Origin of the sequence: Pedobacter sp. MR22-3, from assembly GCF_026240075.1 — a bacterium.
Taxonomy (GTDB): Bacteria; Bacteroidota; Bacteroidia; order Sphingobacteriales; family Sphingobacteriaceae; genus Pedobacter.
In genome coordinates this window covers 730,309-748,597 of record NZ_JAPIVF010000002.1, presented here as the reverse complement: position 1 = coordinate 748,597, position 18,289 = coordinate 730,309, and the positions used below count along the sequence as shown (strand labels likewise).

Below are 18,289 nucleotides of genomic sequence, written 5' to 3'. Positions count from 1 at the left end.
TCATTAATAGGATTCATTGTCATCAACATTAAATGCTGCTGATCTCCATTTTTTATTTCCAAACTGGCTCAGGTTATAAATCAACGTAGCCTGCACAAAACGGCTGATAAAACGCGTTCTGTTTTCGGAAATGGAATTGTTAGTTATACTGGTGCTAAAGAGTGCGCCCTGATTAAACAAATCATTAGCCTGTACTGAAAAAACCAGTTTATTGTTTTTCAGGAACGATGTGTTCAATCCCATATTAACCAGCAAGGGGTTGCCTGCATATAAACTATAGCCAAAATTAAGGCTTTTAGCGGCAGATGCATTCAACCTGAAATGCTTATTAGGAATCCAGCTGGCACTCCCACCTAATGCAAGTACCTGAATATTTTTAATATTCTGATTCATTACCGCATAAGTATTGGAGCTGAAACTGTAGGATACATTGGTATTTATTGCATATTTCTTCTCATTCAGGCTAAACCTGAATCCATTTGAAATGTTAATCCCACTGCTGCGGTTTAATACATTATCAGTATAAAAAACATTATGGCTATAGGCTATGTTTCCGTTAAACAATAAAGAGAGTTTGTTATTCAGTAACCTTTTATTCAGTGAATAATTTCCACCCAGGTTATAAATGCCGTTTACATTCTCGTAAGTGGTTTGTTGCTTTAGGCTGTTTAATGTATCCCTCAGAAAGATGGTATTGCTCACTACACTGTTAAAGGCAAAAGTTCCTGTTAAACCTGCCATAATACTTAATCCGGATTTAATTCCATATTTATTATAGCTCAGATCAGCAGTATGATTTGATGTGGCTTTCAGATCCGGATTGCCGATAATAAGATTTTGGACATCATTACTGTTTCTGATAGGCTGGAGTTTATTAAAATCTGGTGAATTCGTTGTACCATTATATCCAAAACTCAGGTTACCTTCATTTTTAAGCTGATAACTTAAATTTGCAGATGGTGCATAATTGAACTGATATTTTTTCAACTGCTGTCCGGTATTGCGGTCTCTGCCCATAATCATACTTGGGGTAAAATTGAGTCCGATATTATAACTAAGCAGCTTACTATTGAGGTTATAGCTTACTCCAATATTTTGATTGATAAAGCTGGATACATAATCCTGCCCAAGTGAATCTACCACAAAACTGTTTCCAGGCAGATTGGTAACGGTTGTAGTTTGCTCATGCTGACTTCTGGTTACAGAAAAACGATAAGTAAAATTCAAATAACCTGTACCGGTACTATCTGTTGCCCTTTTCAATGCATCTGAGAACTGGATATTACCGCCAAAAGTAGCATTTGAAGTATTATTATCCACCAATCTGTTCAGAAGAGAATCTTTCACCAGGATATTGGTTGTTTCATTATAATAACGGATCATATCTCGAATGGTACTGTTCGAATTTCCCTTGCCGCTTCCAAAATTAAATCCCATAGACAGGGATTGTTTAGGATTTGCTAAGCGCCTTGACCAGTTAACATTACCATTTAGGTTGGCGTTACTGCTTTTTGATCCGGCATCAGATATCAGATCTTGCTTAATATAGCCCGTTTTATTGGAATTAATTATGGCTTCATTTCTGGCATCCGTTAAAGTTCCGTTAAGGGAAGCATTAAAATAATTCTTTTTTGTAGTGCCGGTTAAACCAAGGTTAATGCTATTGTTCAAAGAATTAGCACTATTGTTACTCTGCCTTAAATCGTAAATGGTTCCCTGTGGGTTAAATGTTTCCAGGTAATTGCTTTGAATAGATTCATTTGCCCCCCGGCTAATGTTATAGCCCCCATTATAGTTCAGTTCTTTTGAGACCTTTTCCCTGATGTTCCCGTTCAGGGCAACATTATCCATCTTTGTAAATTCGTTATTGGTAATGCCATAGCGGCCACCAAAGCCAATTTGTTTTGTTTTTTCCCACACATTGCCATTAACTCCTAAGTTATTGGCATTATTGGTGGCCGAGCTCACATTTGCATTACCAAACAGTCCGTTATCCTTTCCAGGCTTAGTTACGAGGTTTAACATTTTAATAGGGGTGCCCGTTTTGATGCCCGTAAAATTAGCCTGATCGCCGTAATCATCAATCACCTGTAGCTTGGCAATAATATCAGCAGGTAACTGCCTGATATAATCTTCTACATTATTGGTAAAAAAATCCTCCCCGTTTACCCGAAGCTTGGTCATCTTTTTGCCCATAGCCGTAACTCCACCTTTTTCATCAACTTCAATGCCCTGCAGTTGCTTCAGCAGATCTTCCACTTTATCATTTTCCCTTATGGTATAAGCACCAGCATTATATTCGATGGTATCTTTTTTGATTTTAACGGGATCTACTTTTACTTTAACCTCTACATCTTCCAGGTGGATGGTTTCTGCTTTGAGTAAAATAGGTTCCAGAATTAAACTCTTTTTTGATTGTTGAGTTTCGTAAACAGATGCAAAGGATTTATATCCCAATGCTGTAATGGAGAGATAAAACTTGGATGGTTTAACTTTTGAAAAGGCAAAATTTCCTTTGGCATCAGAGGTTGTACGGAGCGTATCCTCAGCCATAATTAAGCGGATACCAGCACCTTCAATAGGATTTTTTAGAGAATCGATTACTTGTCCGCTGATTTTTACCGGCGATTGAGCGAAAGCGTTAAGAGAAAATATAAAAATTAAAAAAAATATTAAAAAGCATAAATTATTGCTTTTTTTCATCCCTCGGACCCCTTTTGTAAATTACCAGACCATTTAAAAAATTACGCAGAATCTGGTCGCCGCAAGGTTTAAAATTCTCGTGATCTTCATTTCTAAAAATATCGCCCAACTCTGCTTTGGTTACTTTAAACCCTACCAGGTCACAGATCGTAATGATATCATCTGTTTTTAATGATAATGCTACTCTTAGTTTTTTTAATATATCGTTGTTACTCATGTTTTTAATTGTTGAAGGATTGAATTAATGAAGGATTGAATTAATGAATGTTTGAATGATAGAAGGATTGAATTAATGAATGATTGAATGATAGAATGTTTAAATGTTTGAATGTTTGAAGGCAGTAAAATTACAATGAACTTATGAAAAAAAGTATCAACTTTAGCTTTCAAAAAAACGTCAACTCGCTATTTCCAGCTTAAGTTTTTTCCCTTTAATTTTCTCATTACTCAAAACCTTCAGCAAGTTTTCAACTTTATTGCGCTTTACAGCAATATAACTGGCAGAATCTTTCACCTCTATTAATCCTAAATCTTCTTTCTCTAATTCACCTTTTTTAAGAAAAACACCCACAATGTCAATCTTGTTGATCTTATCCTTTTTACCGTTTGGTATATATAGCGTAACCCAATCACTGGCCTCAGGTAATTGATAATGCTGTGATAAGTCTTCTTCCTCAACATTTTCTGGCAGGTATTTATAATTTTCTTCAGGAGTAAGTACAACATACGCCGTGCCCTTTGCATTCATTCGTGCTGTTCTTCCATTTCTATGGATGTAAGCATCCTCCGTGTAAGGCAACTGGTAATGCACAATATATTCCACCTCCGGAATATCTAATCCCCTGGCGGCAAGATCAGTGGTAATTAAGATTTTATGACTTCCGTTTCTGAATTTAAGCAACGCTTTTTCCCGGTCAAATTGCTCCATTCCGCCATGAAAAACATCATGCCCCAAGCCATTTTCAAACAGCAGATCACTAATCCGGTCAACCGTTTCACGGTGATTGCAAAAAACCAGTGTATTTTTACTGCCAATTTTACTTAAAAGCTTAAATAAAGCATCCAGTTTATCAGCTGCCGGGGCTGTTATTTTTTTGAGTTTTAAATCGGGTTTAACCTGAATATTTTTAGAAAAATCAATTTCAGCAGGTTTGTTCAGCTTTACAAAAGCCGGAATTTCTTCCATTTTAGTTGCGGAAGTCAATATCCGCTGTTTCAAAGAATATAGAGACCCGATGATGTATGACATATCCCTTTCGAAACCAAATTCTAAAGACTTATCAAATTCATCTAAGATGAGCGTTTCAATAAATGATTCGTCAAAATGATGGTGCTCCAGGTGGTAAGCGATGCGCCCAGGTGTTCCGATTAAAACAGCCGGAGGATGTGCGAGGTTATTTTTTTCTACCCGCACGGCATGGCCACCATAACAGCAATTCACTTTGAAGGGTGTACCCATCTGCTTAAAAACCTGCTCAATTTGCAATGCAAGCTCTCTGGAAGGTACCAGAATCAGTGATTGTACACCCTTCACTTCAGCATTCAAGCTGGAAATTAATGGAAGTAAAAATGCTAAAGTTTTGCCGGAGCCGGTTGGGGCGATCAATAAGATATCCTTCCTCAATTTTCCCTGCTTAACCGCCATTTCCTGCATCTCATTGAGCGCAGTAATATTTAATCTTTTTAAGGCATTTTCTATCATTGAGTCAAAGATAAACATTTCTCAGCCTCCGGGAAGCTGCCATGACCTAGAACTTGAAAAACTTGTTCTTAAATCGCTTTAAAAGAGAGAAATTTAACCTTTTTTCCAAAAGCAACAGCATGTTTCCTCTTTTAGAGATGGAAGAGTTCACTTTTTCGGTAACCAGGTCTACTGATGACATAAACCTGTCGGTTAATTCATCTGCAAATTTGTTAGCTCTACTATTTTGCAACATTTGAAATTCTTGAATGAGTTCGGCTTTCATAACATTAAAGTATTTAGTGAGATAATACCATTATTAACGACGGGCTGGAATATTTGTTTCAAAAAGCAGCCGCCAATATCATTTAAATTAATTAACTTGTTGATAACTAAACATTTGTTAGCAAATAAACAACTTAACATTAACACGCATTTAACTTATAGCACTTATTTTTATAAAAACCTGATTACCATTTATTAACCTCAATAAAATTGTGTATGACCTGGAAAAAATTTAGTGGTGAAATTATTCAATCTTCCATCCACGAGGAAATCGAAAAATCTATTATCAGAGAAACTGAAAAGGGCTTTAAGCTTAAAGTTTGTATTGGAACCGACTCACAGGTTAAAGGTGCCATCACTGATTTTGCAACAGTAATTGTATTGCTGAGAGAGCATCATGGTGGTTTCATGTATATCCACCAGGAAAAGAGCACACAACAGGTCAGCATAAAAGAAAGAATGCTGGTGGAAGTGCAAAAATCTATAGAAACGGCTTACTCCATTTGCGATTTACTGGATGTTTATGATGTGGCACTTGAAGTCCATGCAGACATTAATACGAATCCACTTTTCAAATCCAACAAGGCACTTAATGATGCCATGGGATACATCATGAGTATGGGCTTTATTTTTAAGGCCAAGCCTGAAGCCTTCGCTAGTTCTACCTGTGCAGATAAGATGGTGCATTAGATTTACATATAAATGTCTTTGACAACTCCCGGCAGGCGTATTCTGCCAAAGTTGTCAAAGCTAAATCAACAGGTGACGTTGCATTCGCTTTACATGCTTTGTGCTCAGATCTTAAATCAGTTAACTAACCATCGGATTCATCCAGTTCACGCCCTAACGAGATATCAAAAAAACAGACTTCAGCGTGTGTTGTGTACTTTCTTTGTACGCTCAGTGCTTAATTTCACGGGCAATTTGAGAAGGCTAATTTTATTTAGTGGCTTGCCCTATATTTTCATGCGTTTTTGTTGCTCACCAGTAAATAATAATCCCAACAAAATGTCTTCTCTGCTGTTATGTTCTAAAATAGAAAATTGAAAACATACCGATTAGCATTCGAACAAAAACTGCCAGTTGATTTAGATACCGCCTGGGATTTCTTTTCCTCTCCTTTAAATCTTGCCGAGATTACGCCGAAAGATATGACCTTTGATGTGACTTCCCCAAATATGGAACAAACGAAGATGTATCCTGGTATGATTATCACTTATAAAGTTTCGCCCTTATTGGGCATTAAGCTTGATTGGATGACTGAGATTACTCATGTAAAAGAAAAGGAATATTTTGTTGATGAGCAGCGCTTTGGTCCTTTTGCATTCTGGCATCACCAACACCATTTTAGTAAAATTGAAAATGGAATTTTAATGCGCGATATTTTACATTATGCTATAGGTTATGGTCCAATTGGTAAGATTGCTAATGCCGTTACCGTACATAAAAAGATCAATGCTATTTTCGATTTCAGGTTTAAAAAAGTAGTAGAAGTTTTTGGTCAGCTTTAGTAGTTGTTTGGCTTACCATCTTTTAGTGGAAATCGTTTCTGCGGGTTTAGCTATTTTTTTAACTGTTGCATCAGATGCTAAAAACTTCTTTAAACTTTCCCCGAACTTTTCAACCTTCTGGTAAGCTGCGGTCTGAATATCTTTCCACTGCCCTGATGTAAGTTTATCTACCTTTTTTTCTAAAGGCGAACCAATGTGTGTTGTGGCCACAAAATTCCCATACCGATCTCTTTGATATGGAATAAATTTAAAGTCAGTGAGCCAAAACCTGTATTTATGATCTCTGGCCTCAAAATTAAGGTTATAGATGACTTCTCCACTTGGATGCCCCACCACCAATACTGTTTTATCAATAATTAATTTCCCTTTTGCTGTTAAAGATGAATCTGTTTGATTTTCAGTTTGAATTATTTTTTGCTGTGCGTTAATGAAATTTTTGGCACGTTGTACCAATACATCCTTACCGACCTTTTGAGAATCTACGATCTTATAATAAATAAATTTACCATCCTCAGCTGTAGTAAACAGTTTCTGTTGTGCAGATAAAGTAATGGAAAATAAAGTAAAAACCAGAAGTAAGCCGTATTTCATTGCATTTAATTAATGGATGCTGTAATATTTAAAGGTAACAAAAAGCCGCCAGTTTTGAATGCTGGCGGCTTCTATTAAAAAATCCATTTAAAAAGCGTAAACCGCAGCTAAAGAGAATTGTCCGGCGTTTGGTGCCGCCATGCCGTTTTCTTTCACAAAAGGTTTGTTACCGCTATGGTCCAATCGCACCTCAGGAATGAACGTTAACCCACCGGATTTAATATTGGCAGTGAAAGTTACTGCCGTATATTTATCACCAGCGACTCCAGCCACTTCTTTATATTTAAAATACTCTCCTCTTAAACCCAGTGTTACCGCATCTGCAACAGCAAATTGCGGATAAAGTGCTGCACCAGCATAACCACCGCCATCATTGTCGATATCATAATTGGCTGCATTTAAACCCAATTTAAATTTACTGGTAATCTGATAAGAGGTGGTTAAGTCTTCAATGGTTCCATAGCCACCGGCACCTGCGCCAGATAATACATTCAGATAAGCTGTCCATCCTTCAACCGGGGCAATCATTAACTGACCACCAAGGCTCGATACACCGCGGGTAGCGGTATACACATTCCAGTCGTTAAATAAACCAGCCATTAAACTCACTTTATCAGAGAATTTATAGGTTGCCTTAATCCCGGCGTTCTGGAATGGACCATTGGTGAATAAATACGAAGTGGAATAGTTAAAGTTCCCTACAGGAGAAATTACTTCGTATCCGATAAAGGTCCCCATATAACCAGCCGTCATGGAAAATTGATCAGTAAAATCATAATTAACGTATAGATTCTGGATATGGAATGAGGAAACATCTTCAGCTGCGTTTATCAATGACTGCGCCTGCCCACGCGGGCCAAAAGATAGCTCTCCAACAAATGAAGCTTTACCTGTTCTTTTTTTAAGCACCAGATCAATCATACCTAAGGAAACAGAATTGTGATCTGATGCAAATGAGGTTTTGATATTAGGTTTCTTGGCAAAATCATACTTAAAGTAAGTATCTACTGATCCTGAAATTTCAAGAGGTGAGTTTGGTGTCTCTTGAGCAAAGGCACACGTAGTGCTGGCCATAGTAAATACAGCAGTTAAAAATTTCTTCATGTTTGAGCTATTGGGGTTTAGATATAGTTTTTAGGGCTTAAGAAATGGATTCAGTTACCGGACTGTTTCTTTCAATATAGATCGCTCTTTCCTCAACCAGTAAAGTTCCCTGAGAGTATTTCTCATTGTGCTGCGATTCATCAAGTCCCATTTCTTCTTCTTCTTCAGATACACGGATGGGCTGAATCAGGTTGATGAATTTGAAAATTACGAATGATACCACAAAACTAAACACAATAACAATGGCTGCACCTTTCAACTGTGTGAAAAAGAATTCCGGATTACCATAGAATAAACCATCATTACCCAAACTGTTTACTGTTTTTGTCGCAAAAACTCCTGTTAAAATCATCCCAACAATACCTCCGACTCCATGACAAGGAAATACATCTAAAGTATCATCTAAACTTGTTTTTTGTTTCCATGAAACAACCAGGTTGGAAATTACCGCAGCAATAACCCCGATAAATATGCTTGATGGAATACTGACGAAACCCGCACCAGGGGTAATAGCTACTAAACCAACTACTGCGCCAATACAGAAACCCAAAACTGAAGGTTTTTTACCTCTGGCTACATCAAAAAACATCCAGGATAAACCAGCGGCACCAGCGGCGGTATTGGTGGTTAAGAAAGCAGATACGGCTAAACTACTTGCGCCCAATGCAGAACCTGCATTAAAACCAAACCAGCCAAACCATAATAATCCTGTACCGATTAACACGTAAGGGATATTTGCAGGCGGAACTTCTTTATGCTCCATATGCGATTTTCTGCGTTTCAAAACCAAGGCTCCTGCCAAAGCCGCCATACCTGCAGAGATATGTACTACCGTTCCACCAGCAAAATCTAACACACCCATTTTTAATAAGAAACCTTCAGGGTGCCATGTCCAGTGTGCCAATGGCGAATAAACAAATACGGCAAATAATACAATAAATAAGATATAAGATGTAAAACGGATCCGTTCTGCCACTGCTCCAACAACCAAACCAGGTGTAATGATGGCGAACATTAATTGAAATACTGCAAATAAGGAAAGTGGAATAGTTAAGTCTGAACCTCCCTGTAAATGCGGCGCACCTGAATTTACATTTTTAAAGAATAAAAAGGTAGATGGATTGCCGATAAAGCCGCCGATAGTATCGCCGAAGGCTAAGCTAAAACCTACAACAATCCAAAGTACAGTAATTACACCTGCAGCCACTACACTTTTAATCATGGTGGAAAGCACATTTTTCCGGTGAACCATGCCGCCGTAAAAAAATGCCAGACCAGGTGTCATTAAAAAAACCAATGCTGCGGCAATTAAAATAAATGCCATATCCGGACCACTGTATTTTCCTTCATCAAAATTTGGAAGAAGTGGAATAAATAGGGCTAGAATCGCGACAATCATCAAGATCAAGAATGGCGCATACTGTTTTAGTGAAAGTTTAGTCATCTTTTTTTAGTTTGTTTTGCTAGTTGATATAAATAGTTTAATTATTTCCGAATTACATCTATAAAAATACAACATATTGAATTTTTAACACTATAAAATGATAATTTTCTAACAAAAACATTAAATTTTTATAAAACAATAAGATTTAATCGATTTTAAATACCAATTAATAAAAAAACAATCCTTTTTGATCGCATTTTTTAATAAAATTAAAATCGAAATTTTAACACAAACCGATAAGATGGCAATACAAATCAGACGTTTTCTAAATAAAAAAGATCTATAAAACAAAAAACCCATGAAAAAATCATAGGTTTTCTGAAAATTTTATAAAAAATTCAGTTATTAAGGTAAATACGATGATCCTTGCACGATGCCTCTTTTTTCTAATTCTTTATCCATATAAGTCTGAATTGCTGACTTATTTAATCCCCAATTGGGTGCGATTAATAAATCCCAGTCAGAAATACCAAATAATCGCTGAATAACAATATCCGGACGGAGCAATGGAATTAACTCGCAGAGTAAATCGGTATATTCTTCTAAAGTAAACAGCTTGAAAGGTTCTTTTTTATATTTAGCCCCCATAATAGAACCTTCCACTACATGCAAATGATGGAATTTAACAAATTTGATTTGCGGGAAACGATTAATTTCGTGAATATAGCCATACATCTGCGCTTTGGTTTCCCACGGAAAACCGAAGATAGTGTGCACGCAAAGGTCTAGCTTACTGTTCTCCAGAAGTTTCACCGCAGCGACAAACTCAGCATGACTGCAACCCCTGTTAATCTGATCAAGCGTTTCGTCGTAAATAGATTCCATGCCCATTTCTAAATCAACATCAAAGCGATCGGCATAACTTTCCAGTAATGCTACCTTTTCGGCATCAATGCAATCTGGCCGGGTGCCCACAGAGAAACCTACAATATCTTCTGTATTGATGGATAAAGCTTCGTCATACATCATCTTCAAATAATGTACCGGCGCATAGGTGTTGGTATTGGGCTGAAAATATACAATATACTTATCTGCACGATAGGAGGCTTTTGCTCTTGTCATCCCCTCAATCAACTGATCTTTAATATTCGGATTCTGCCTGGAGGGTTCGGGAGTGAAAGAATCTACATTACAATAGGTACAACCGCCAAAGCCCTTGCTTCCATCACGGTTAGGACAGGTAAATCCTCCATCTACGATCACTTTAAATACGCGCTGTCCTTTATACTTTTCGCGCAAATATGTACCGTAATTTCTATATCCTTTTATTCCTAAATCTACGAGTGTTCCCATTACCTGCAAAAATACGCTTTTTGAACGAAACGCAGGGTTAGATTTGAGATGTGAGAAATGAGATGTGAGATTGAGCGTACATTGAGCAGGCAGGAATGCATAACTTTTTAAATTCTTCTATTGATTTTGAACCATGTTTTTCATTGCTCAGGCAACTAACCATATCATGTTTGATCGAAGCATTTTTTTGTTTCTTGGTAAATTGTTTCCCATTCTAAATTTAGGCATGTAGCGGCCATTTTAAATTATTATTCTGTACTTGCAGTTCGCAGTTCTATACTTGCAGTTAACAGTTCTAAGTTCGCAGTTCAGCCGTTGCGGTCGATAGTTCAGACGTTGCAGTTGGTAATTCAGACGTTACAGTCGTTAGTTCAGGCGTTGCAATCGATGGTTCAGACGTTGCGGTCAGCAGTTCAGACGTTGCGGTTGATAGTTCTATACTTGCAGTTCGTACTTCTATAATTGCAGTTCGAAGTTCTATATTTGCAAATTAGCTATCTAAATTTCATTCTATCGGGCGGTGTCTCACCGCACGAAATTAAAGTATTGTAGTTCACACGCGGCAAGCGTACGCTAGCGAGGAAACAAAAAAAAGTTTCCCGTTATTTTGTTTCGGAATTGTTTCGGTCAGGCCCATTTGCTGGCGCATATGTGAAGTTTTTCAAATTTTTATAATTCACCTAAATCTATTAGCCCTTTGCTCATAATGCACACGCGGCACGCATGCGCCAGCGATGGAGATATAAATTTATTGGACTTTGGAATACCAATAAGCGCCTAATTTTTGAAATGAGCGCATGCGGTTTTTATTAAGTTTTACAAATCCAATTTCCCTTTCAAAGGCAGTCATCAATTTTCTTAAATTCCCACAAACATCTAAATCATATTTTTCAGTAAAAATAGAATCAACAATTTCTATTTTTTTGCCGCTCTTGAAGTTTATTTGAATAGAAATAAGAGAAGTACTGGTATGATGGTAATCATGTGCAAAAATGCCTGTTATGTCTTTTTTGTTATAAATAGTGCTCCTCCCATTGATGTTAATATCTATCTTTTCGGGCAAGAACCTAATTGTAATATTCTTGCTTAAGTATTTAATCAATAATGATAAAATGGCAAAAAAGATCATAGCAGTGAAAACAAGCCCCCATACACCTAAATATCGAAAACCATAGGTACCATAAATGATGAATAATGGCATGCCAATTACTAATCCTCCTAAAGGAAACCAAAAAAAAGGTAAAATAAGTACGTTTTTCAATACAAATTCTTTATTATTTACATCCATATTTTAAATTTACTACTTTGTATACCAACTAGCTGTTATATTGCTAAAAATCGGAATCTGCCTTTCTTAGCTAAACTAAAATCCAATTCTGTCAATAATGTATCTAAAAAAGCTTTAAATTTTTCATTCTTAACTTGGTCATACTTTTCTGGCAAAAACAAAGCTGAATATTCATTGGCCTCGAATACCTTTCCATTTCTATAATATATCGTTATAGACGAAGCAGGGCCTTTTTTAGTTGAGTCTGAATGGTTAATGGCTGCCTCATCATGAAAGTAAAATCCATTAACTTGACTAAGGTTAATCAAAATTGTTTTTTTCCATCGCTGATAATTAAATTATCTCCTACAATACTCAATTCCAGATTCTTACTAATTAGAAAACTTCCCGTTATATAAACTAATAGTACAATAATTGATAGTTATACTTTACTTCTTCTTTTCGTTCTATCGGGCGGTGTCTCACCGCACGAAATTAAAGTATTGTAGTTCATACGCGGCAAGCATACGCTAGCGAGGAAACAAAAGAAAGTTTCCCGTTATTTTATTTCGGAATTGTTTCGGTCAGGCCCATTTGCTGGCCCATATGTGAAGTTTTTCAAATTTTTATAATTCACCTAAATCTATTAGCCCTTTGCTCATAATGCACACGCGGCACGCATGCGCCAGCGATGGCACTATTTTGGGCTTTTCTCAATTCAAGCATTTCCTCTGTTGTGCCGGTTGCAATACCTACAGGCTGGAAACTATTATTTCTTTTCAAACCTCTCCTGAAATTCTTCTTTTGGCATAATGTAAGTTAAGTACTGTTCAACATTATATTTAAATTGATTTTTAGTAATATCAACATTCCATCCGTCCTCTGAGCCCCTTGTTTTACTGATTGAATCAGGAAGGTCTTCTCTTACTCTAAAAACAGGTATTGGATTGTCGGGGGTACCATATTTAGGATCATCTAAATCATTTTTATTTATAGTTATTATTATCTTCTTTCCCCGTAAAGAAGTTGAAAAAGCAAGTCCTTTATCATCAGGATAATTAAAAAAAGTAATCTCTAGATACTTTTTTATCGATTTTTCCCTGAAAAAAATTTTGTAAATACTTTCCTGTGGAGATAGTAAAGATGTTTTATATTGAGTATCTCTAAAATCTAGCTGATCAGGAAATAAAATCCTTAGTTCTACACAATTATCAATATATATAGGAATCGCACTTTTTGAATTATTATCTTTTTTTTTGAAAAGATAGTTAATGCCATAAATTATTAAAGGGAATATAATTAATACACCTACTGCCCAGCCAATTGCTTGTGATATTTGCTTATTCATTTACAGACCGGAACTATTATTTCTTTTCAAACCTCTTCTGAAATTCGTCTTTCGGCATAATGTAGGTTAAATAGGTTAGTACATTGTGTTTGAATTGTTGATCAGTGGGCTCTAAATTTTTATATCCGTTTACAGAACCTTCATTTTCTGAATCATATCTGATCGGCTCATCAACTCCTTTAAAATTAAAAACAGGAATAGGCTTTTCTTTAGTACCGTAATTGGGATTTTTCAAATCCTCCTTATTTACCCATGCCATTATTTCTTTACCTTCTAAAACATCAGACAATGGATAGTATTTCTGCTTATCGACATCATACATCGCTATTTTAAATATTTTTTTCATCTTTAAATCTAAAAATGAAACAGAAAGAATATTTCCACTTAAACCCTTAAAACCAATTGCGCTTGCCCCTACTCTGTAATGGTCAAAACCAACACTTAAGGTATCAGAATAATCACCTTGAATAGTTGGGACATTTAAGCGCAATACTTCAATACTCTTATAATAATTTGAAAAACCCTTTTCTCCATCATTCTTTCTTATAGTGATTTTATTATACAAAAACACGAATATGGGGAACAATACAAATACACCGACTATCCATCCTATAAATTGCTTATTCATTAGTTTTTTCAAAACGTTTTTTAAATTCGTCTTTTGGCATAATGTAGGTTAAATAGGTTAGTACATTATGCTTATATTGTTGATCAGTAGGCTCCAAGCTCTCATAAACTACTTTTGAACCCGTTGCATCTCCGCCCCAAGTCCTTATCGGCTCGCCTATCCCTTTAAAATTAAAAACAGGAATAGGTTTTTCTTTAGTACCGTAGCTAGGATCTTTTAGGTCATCTTGATTTACCCATGCAGTTATTTTCTGTCCTTCTAACGAATCCGAAAAAGGAGCAAATTTCTGATTATCAACATCATACATTCTTATTCTATAAAACTTATGTTGATTCAAATCCAAAAATCGAACACCAATGATATTTCCACTTAAACTTTTATATCCTATTGGGCTTGCACCAACCCTATAATGGTCAAATTCAACATTTAAAGTATCAGAATACCCTCCTCCCAATTTTGGTACATCTAATTGAATAGAGAATATTTTTTCGTAATATGCTGAAAAGAATTTTGCTCCATCATTCTTTTTTACAGTAATTTTATTATACAAAAACACAAATATTGGGAACAATACAAATACACCGACTATCCATCCTAAAAATTGCTTATTCATAATTATTATTTATTAGATATAATTGAAATGTTATTTTTTCCATCCAATTTATTTAGTTCTCTTGAAGCTAAGGTTGTCGTATCTTCATAAGATTTTTCCAACATATCTGTAGTTTCGCCAATGACAAGGTTAGCAGCAGCACCTATTAAACCATTTTTCATACTCGATGGTTTGAAATCGCTCATTATCCTGCTTTTACCGATAGCCGTTGCTACTCCACCTAACAACTGCGTACCAGGACTTTTAACTAATACGCCGGCTCCATAGGCTACATAACCTGTTCCCATTATTAATGCCCCTGGGGCAGCAGTGCCGGCAACTGTACTGGCTGTTGCCTCAACCGTTCCTCCAACAAAAGGTGTATCCGCCACATCGTCACTCATGATTGATTTAGCAATTAATTTATCCTCTCCAGACCAATATCCCAATGGGGTTAGCACTGCCGTTGTAACGGCACCAAGCACACCGATACCCGACATAGTTAATCCACTGATTACCCCCATTACCAATTGAGAGCCTGCTTGAATGGCTACTTCTTTTCTATTGTTGCTGCTAATCTGTTTCGCGGCCTCTTTAGCAATAACCGGATCTATTATCAGATTTAAAACTCCACCTTTCGGACAGTTTAAATATGATCGATTCAATATTGCTAATTTACTCTGAATTCGAACAGTGGTATGCGGTTTTTGCCAAAATACATCCAAAGTAGAATCACAGTCGTGGGCAATTTTTATTCCCATCATCACACCTGAACTCACAGCCACAACGCTCGCTGCGATTATAACCGCAACCAAAAGACCACCTGATAACACGCAAGCGGCACCTATTGCAATACCCACTGCTAATGCAGCTAAACCACCCCAAAATTTAGCAGGGCTTTTACATGAAAGACTGCCGGATATTTTATTATCGACAATTGTTAACAATGGAACATTTTTACTTTTATACAAGGTTTTATATGGCCGGGTAGATTGCGCTGTTTGCGGACTACTGGACATCATATATGTGCATATAACATTTGTTCCCTGCGGGATGTACGATTCTGCCATTACTCTATTTTCCTAAGTTTATAATCAACACTTAACTCAACATTATTCTTCACTTCTTCGGCAATACTTAAATCAGCCTGTAAAATCCATTTATCTTTTTTATCCAATAAAACTGTTTCTACAATGCTAGCATCATAACCAGAGAATTTATATTTGACGAGCGGTTTATATTTTAAATCATAAAGCTGCTCAAACTTCTTTGCATCTTCTTTTTGCAATCGCCCTGTATTATTGTATTGAACCTGACTTTCGTTTTCGGCAATGATGTTTTTGGTAAAATTTAAAGTGGAACTTTGACCTTCGAAAAGTTGCGAATAAAAAGGTCTTTTATGCTCTTCAAGATTTAACCTGTCATTGACCAGGTATTCATCAAAAAACAAATCATAAAACATCTTAGTTTTTAAATCATCTATCAGATTTTTTTCAATCACGATGGTATTTTCGGCTACAGTCAAAAATTTTAACACATTTAACTTTGCTTCTGGGCTTTGCACTCCGGCAAATCTCTTTTCAAGTTCAGCCCTGTATTTTTTCCATTTTTCAATAATCTCACTGTGGTTAATTATTCTATCAATATCTCCATTGGTTTGATTTACCGCTACCATGGCTGTACTTTTAACAACATCGAGTTCAATAAGCAGGTTAATCGTTTCCTGCAAGCTATCTGGATAAATATTGACGATGTTTTCTTCCATTTTTACATCAACTACCAAATTTGTTTTGCCAGCTGATTTAGTTACAAAAAATTCTCTTTTTGTCTCTGCATGGCTTTGTATCACTCCATCCATTTTAGTTATGGTAAGTTGTTCAACCCTGTATCTTGCATTACCTTTCAAGCTTAGTTCTTCTACTGCCTCTGGTTTATTATCAACCAAGTTTTCTTTTGTAATATCAGAATTGACGGTTTCATTGCCGTCATCAAAAAATTTAAATCTACTACTCATAATTAATTAATATCTACTTGACTACCTGTTATTGTTTGTACACCTGCTGAAGTTTGAGAAATAGTCGCATCCGAACAAACGACAATCGTTCCCTGCGATTCTAAATTATAAGTTTTACTACCAACGTTTACCGCAGTTGTCCCAACTGTACCCATATTCACCGCTGTACCCGGCATTTTACCCGCATTGGCATTAATCGCATCGGTACCCTGAATATTAATAATTTTTCCGACAATATCAATCGTTCCATCTTTTTTTAAGGTAATACTGCTATCGCCTGTTCTGATCACAATTGTTTCAGCAGATTCTGCCGTAATCTGTCCCGGTCCATTTTCTACCTTTACATAGTTGGCTGCGTTTGTACCCAGGTTCAGGGCATGGTTTAAATCATCAAAAGTTAACGCACTTCCCTTCCTGGAGGTTAATCCTTTAGTGTTACTATTTTTAAATCCCTTACTATCGCCACTCTTCCCATGGTATACACTGCCAATCACCACCGGCCGGGCCACATTCCCTTCCTCAAAGGCAATCACCACCTGGTCTCCTTTTTCCGGAATTACGTGGAAGCCCCGATTTTTACCGGTATCGCCGCTTCCGGCATTTGGGCTCACCACCCTTAACCATTCAGTAGGGTCGTTGGTTTGGCATTCCCATTTAAACCGCACTTTAATCCGGCCCTGCCCCTGCGGATCGTCATTATCCAGCACATCCGCCAGTTGCATATCCGGACTGGGCTTATCATAATTTTTAACCAATAGGCGCTCTGTGGTTGATACTAAACCTTCAAAGGTATTGCTGTATTTTCCGGTTCCATCCAGCGTATGGTTAACACTGGTAATTAAAAACTTACCCAGGCTTTCTGTAGCAAAAGCAATTTCCTGCCTGATGCTCATCGTAATTTCGGCAATGGTACCAATACCCAGTTCGGCATTATCGCCACTGCCATTTACTTTTAACAACTCGCTGATGTGCGCTTTTTCTTCATTTTCTACGTGGCTTTTAATGTCGTTTCCATTATCTACCCTGATCAGCGAGGGCTGGTTAAAGGTTTTGCTGAACATGTTGTTCGAAGCTTTGATGGCATGAGCCAGATCCGGATGGCCATCCGCCTTGCCGCTACTTTCGCTGTGCAGCATTTCATCCTGCTTCGGGTTATAGGCAAAACGTTTGTTTTTAATGGGGGCTACTTCCATGGCATATTGCAGGCTATGCACATCACGACCATAAAATAAGGATACATCTTTTTGCTCATCCGGCTTTCCGAAATTCAGCTGCAAGCCATCATAATACAACCATTCATGGTATTCGCCAGATAAGCGGTTCATAAATTCCCAGTCGCTTTCTTTATATTGAATCAGGTAATCTATACTCGACTGGCGGCTGGCATTTGCTACAATTTTTAAATCGTTAACCGGGGTATCTTTTGTGGCCAGTTTTACAATGTCGTTTAAATCCTTATCCAGATAAGATCCCAAATCCTGGCCCCTGTCTATTAATATAGTGGGACTATAGCCACTTACAATTAGCACCCCATGGTAACCATGGCTTTGCGAAAGTTCTACTTTGGTCACCAGGCCTGAAAAATGCTGCTGGCGTTCTGGTGAGTGACCAAAGGATGCTGTTAAGGTTTTCCCTACGAAATCCCGGCTGTCGTCTAAATTGATTAATCCCGGCGTGCCCAGTTGGTCGTGGTTAAAATGCAGCTCAAAATAATGGTGCTGATTAAAAGCCTGTACCAGGTTAAAGGAGGCAAAGTGGGCTATTGGCGTATCTTCTATATTAATTTCTACGATAAGTTTGTTTTCCATAATATTTATAGGTGGTTGAG

Annotated in this window: 18 protein-coding genes; 2 read left to right on the top strand and 16 right to left on the bottom strand. The window is 37.0% G+C overall.

Annotated features, from left to right (window positions below; translation table 11 throughout):
• Positions 1-3: 3 nt before the first annotated feature.
• The 4 genes from OQ267_RS06885 to OQ267_RS06870 all read right to left on the bottom strand — a co-directional run bounded on the left by OQ267_RS06885 (position 4) and on the right by OQ267_RS06870 (position 4,670).
• Positions 4-2,703, bottom strand: a complete 2,700-nt coding sequence (locus tag OQ267_RS06885) for a TonB-dependent receptor (protein ID WP_265835334.1) — start codon at positions 2,701-2,703, stop codon at positions 4-6.
• Complete coding sequence (locus OQ267_RS06880) at positions 2,687-2,920, bottom strand: DUF1456 family protein (protein ID WP_029287857.1); 234 nt, start codon at positions 2,918-2,920, stop codon at positions 2,687-2,689. Before OQ267_RS06880 ends, OQ267_RS06885 begins: the two co-directional genes overlap by 17 nt.
• A 180-nt stretch (positions 2,921-3,100) precedes the next feature.
• Positions 3,101-4,405 carry a DEAD/DEAH box helicase gene (locus OQ267_RS06875; RefSeq protein WP_265835333.1) on the bottom strand — a complete coding sequence of 435 codons (1,305 nt, stop codon included), beginning with the start codon at positions 4,403-4,405 and terminating at the stop codon, positions 3,101-3,103.
• 46 nt (positions 4,406-4,451) lie between these two features.
• The gene (locus tag OQ267_RS06870; protein WP_088303275.1) at positions 4,452-4,670 is read right to left on the bottom strand and encodes a hypothetical protein; all 219 of its coding nucleotides are present in this window, start codon (positions 4,668-4,670) and stop codon (positions 4,452-4,454) included.
• Between the two features lie 215 nt (positions 4,671-4,885).
• On the opposite strand from OQ267_RS06870, the gene OQ267_RS06865 reads away from it, so the two are divergent.
• Both OQ267_RS06865 and OQ267_RS06860 read left to right on the top strand, forming a co-directional pair.
• Positions 4,886-5,359, top strand: coding sequence for a ribonuclease H-like YkuK family protein (locus OQ267_RS06865; protein WP_088303276.1), 474 nt, complete (start codon positions 4,886-4,888; stop codon positions 5,357-5,359).
• Positions 5,360-5,712: 353 nt separating this feature from the next.
• The gene (locus OQ267_RS06860; protein WP_088303277.1) at positions 5,713-6,180 is read left to right on the top strand and encodes an SRPBCC family protein; all 468 of its coding nucleotides are present in this window, start codon (positions 5,713-5,715) and stop codon (positions 6,178-6,180) included.
• A gap of 12 nt (positions 6,181-6,192) precedes the next feature.
• Here the strand turns inward: OQ267_RS06860 and OQ267_RS06855 are convergent, their stop codons facing one another.
• From OQ267_RS06855 to OQ267_RS06800, 12 genes are all read right to left on the bottom strand, one after another.
• The gene (locus tag OQ267_RS06855; RefSeq protein WP_265835332.1) at positions 6,193-6,771 is read right to left on the bottom strand and encodes a DUF4468 domain-containing protein; all 579 of its coding nucleotides are present in this window, start codon (positions 6,769-6,771) and stop codon (positions 6,193-6,195) included.
• An 87-nt stretch (positions 6,772-6,858) separates the two neighbouring features.
• Positions 6,859-7,875 (bottom strand): porin, encoded by a 1,017-nt coding sequence (locus tag OQ267_RS06850; protein WP_265835331.1) that lies wholly within the window; start codon positions 7,873-7,875, stop codon positions 6,859-6,861.
• 37 nt (positions 7,876-7,912) lie between these two features.
• Positions 7,913-9,319 (bottom strand): ammonium transporter, encoded by a 1,407-nt coding sequence (locus OQ267_RS06845; RefSeq protein ID WP_088303280.1) that lies wholly within the window; start codon positions 9,317-9,319, stop codon positions 7,913-7,915.
• 345 nt (positions 9,320-9,664) lie between these two features.
• Complete coding sequence (locus OQ267_RS06840) at positions 9,665-10,612, bottom strand: TIGR01212 family radical SAM protein (RefSeq protein ID WP_265835330.1); 948 nt, start codon at positions 10,610-10,612, stop codon at positions 9,665-9,667.
• 748 nt (positions 10,613-11,360) lie between these two features.
• Positions 11,361-11,900, bottom strand: coding sequence for a hypothetical protein (locus OQ267_RS06835; protein WP_265835329.1), 540 nt, complete (start codon positions 11,898-11,900; stop codon positions 11,361-11,363).
• Positions 11,901-11,935: 35 nt separating this feature from the next.
• Complete coding sequence (locus OQ267_RS06830; protein WP_265835328.1) at positions 11,936-12,208, bottom strand: hypothetical protein; 273 nt, start codon at positions 12,206-12,208, stop codon at positions 11,936-11,938.
• Between the two features lie 440 nt (positions 12,209-12,648).
• Complete coding sequence (locus OQ267_RS06825; protein WP_265835327.1) at positions 12,649-13,227, bottom strand: hypothetical protein; 579 nt, start codon at positions 13,225-13,227, stop codon at positions 12,649-12,651.
• A gap of 16 nt (positions 13,228-13,243) precedes the next feature.
• Positions 13,244-13,855, bottom strand: coding sequence for a hypothetical protein (locus OQ267_RS06820; RefSeq protein ID WP_265835326.1), 612 nt, complete (start codon positions 13,853-13,855; stop codon positions 13,244-13,246).
• Positions 13,848-14,468: a hypothetical protein gene (locus tag OQ267_RS06815; protein ID WP_265819653.1), complete on the bottom strand. Its 621-nt coding sequence runs from the start codon at positions 14,466-14,468 to the stop codon at positions 13,848-13,850. Before OQ267_RS06815 ends, OQ267_RS06820 begins: the two co-directional genes overlap by 8 nt.
• 5 nt (positions 14,469-14,473) lie before the next feature.
• Positions 14,474-15,469: a hypothetical protein gene (locus OQ267_RS06810; RefSeq protein WP_265835325.1), complete on the bottom strand. Its 996-nt coding sequence runs from the start codon at positions 15,467-15,469 to the stop codon at positions 14,474-14,476.
• A gap of 47 nt (positions 15,470-15,516) precedes the next feature.
• Positions 15,517-16,461 carry a hypothetical protein gene (locus OQ267_RS06805; protein ID WP_265819655.1) on the bottom strand — a complete coding sequence of 315 codons (945 nt, stop codon included), beginning with the start codon at positions 16,459-16,461 and terminating at the stop codon, positions 15,517-15,519.
• A 2-nt stretch (positions 16,462-16,463) separates the two neighbouring features.
• On the bottom strand, positions 16,464-18,269 hold the full coding sequence (locus OQ267_RS06800) for a type VI secretion system Vgr family protein (protein WP_265835323.1): 1,806 nt from the start codon (positions 18,267-18,269) through the stop codon (positions 16,464-16,466).
• Positions 18,270-18,289: the final 20 nt, after the last annotated feature.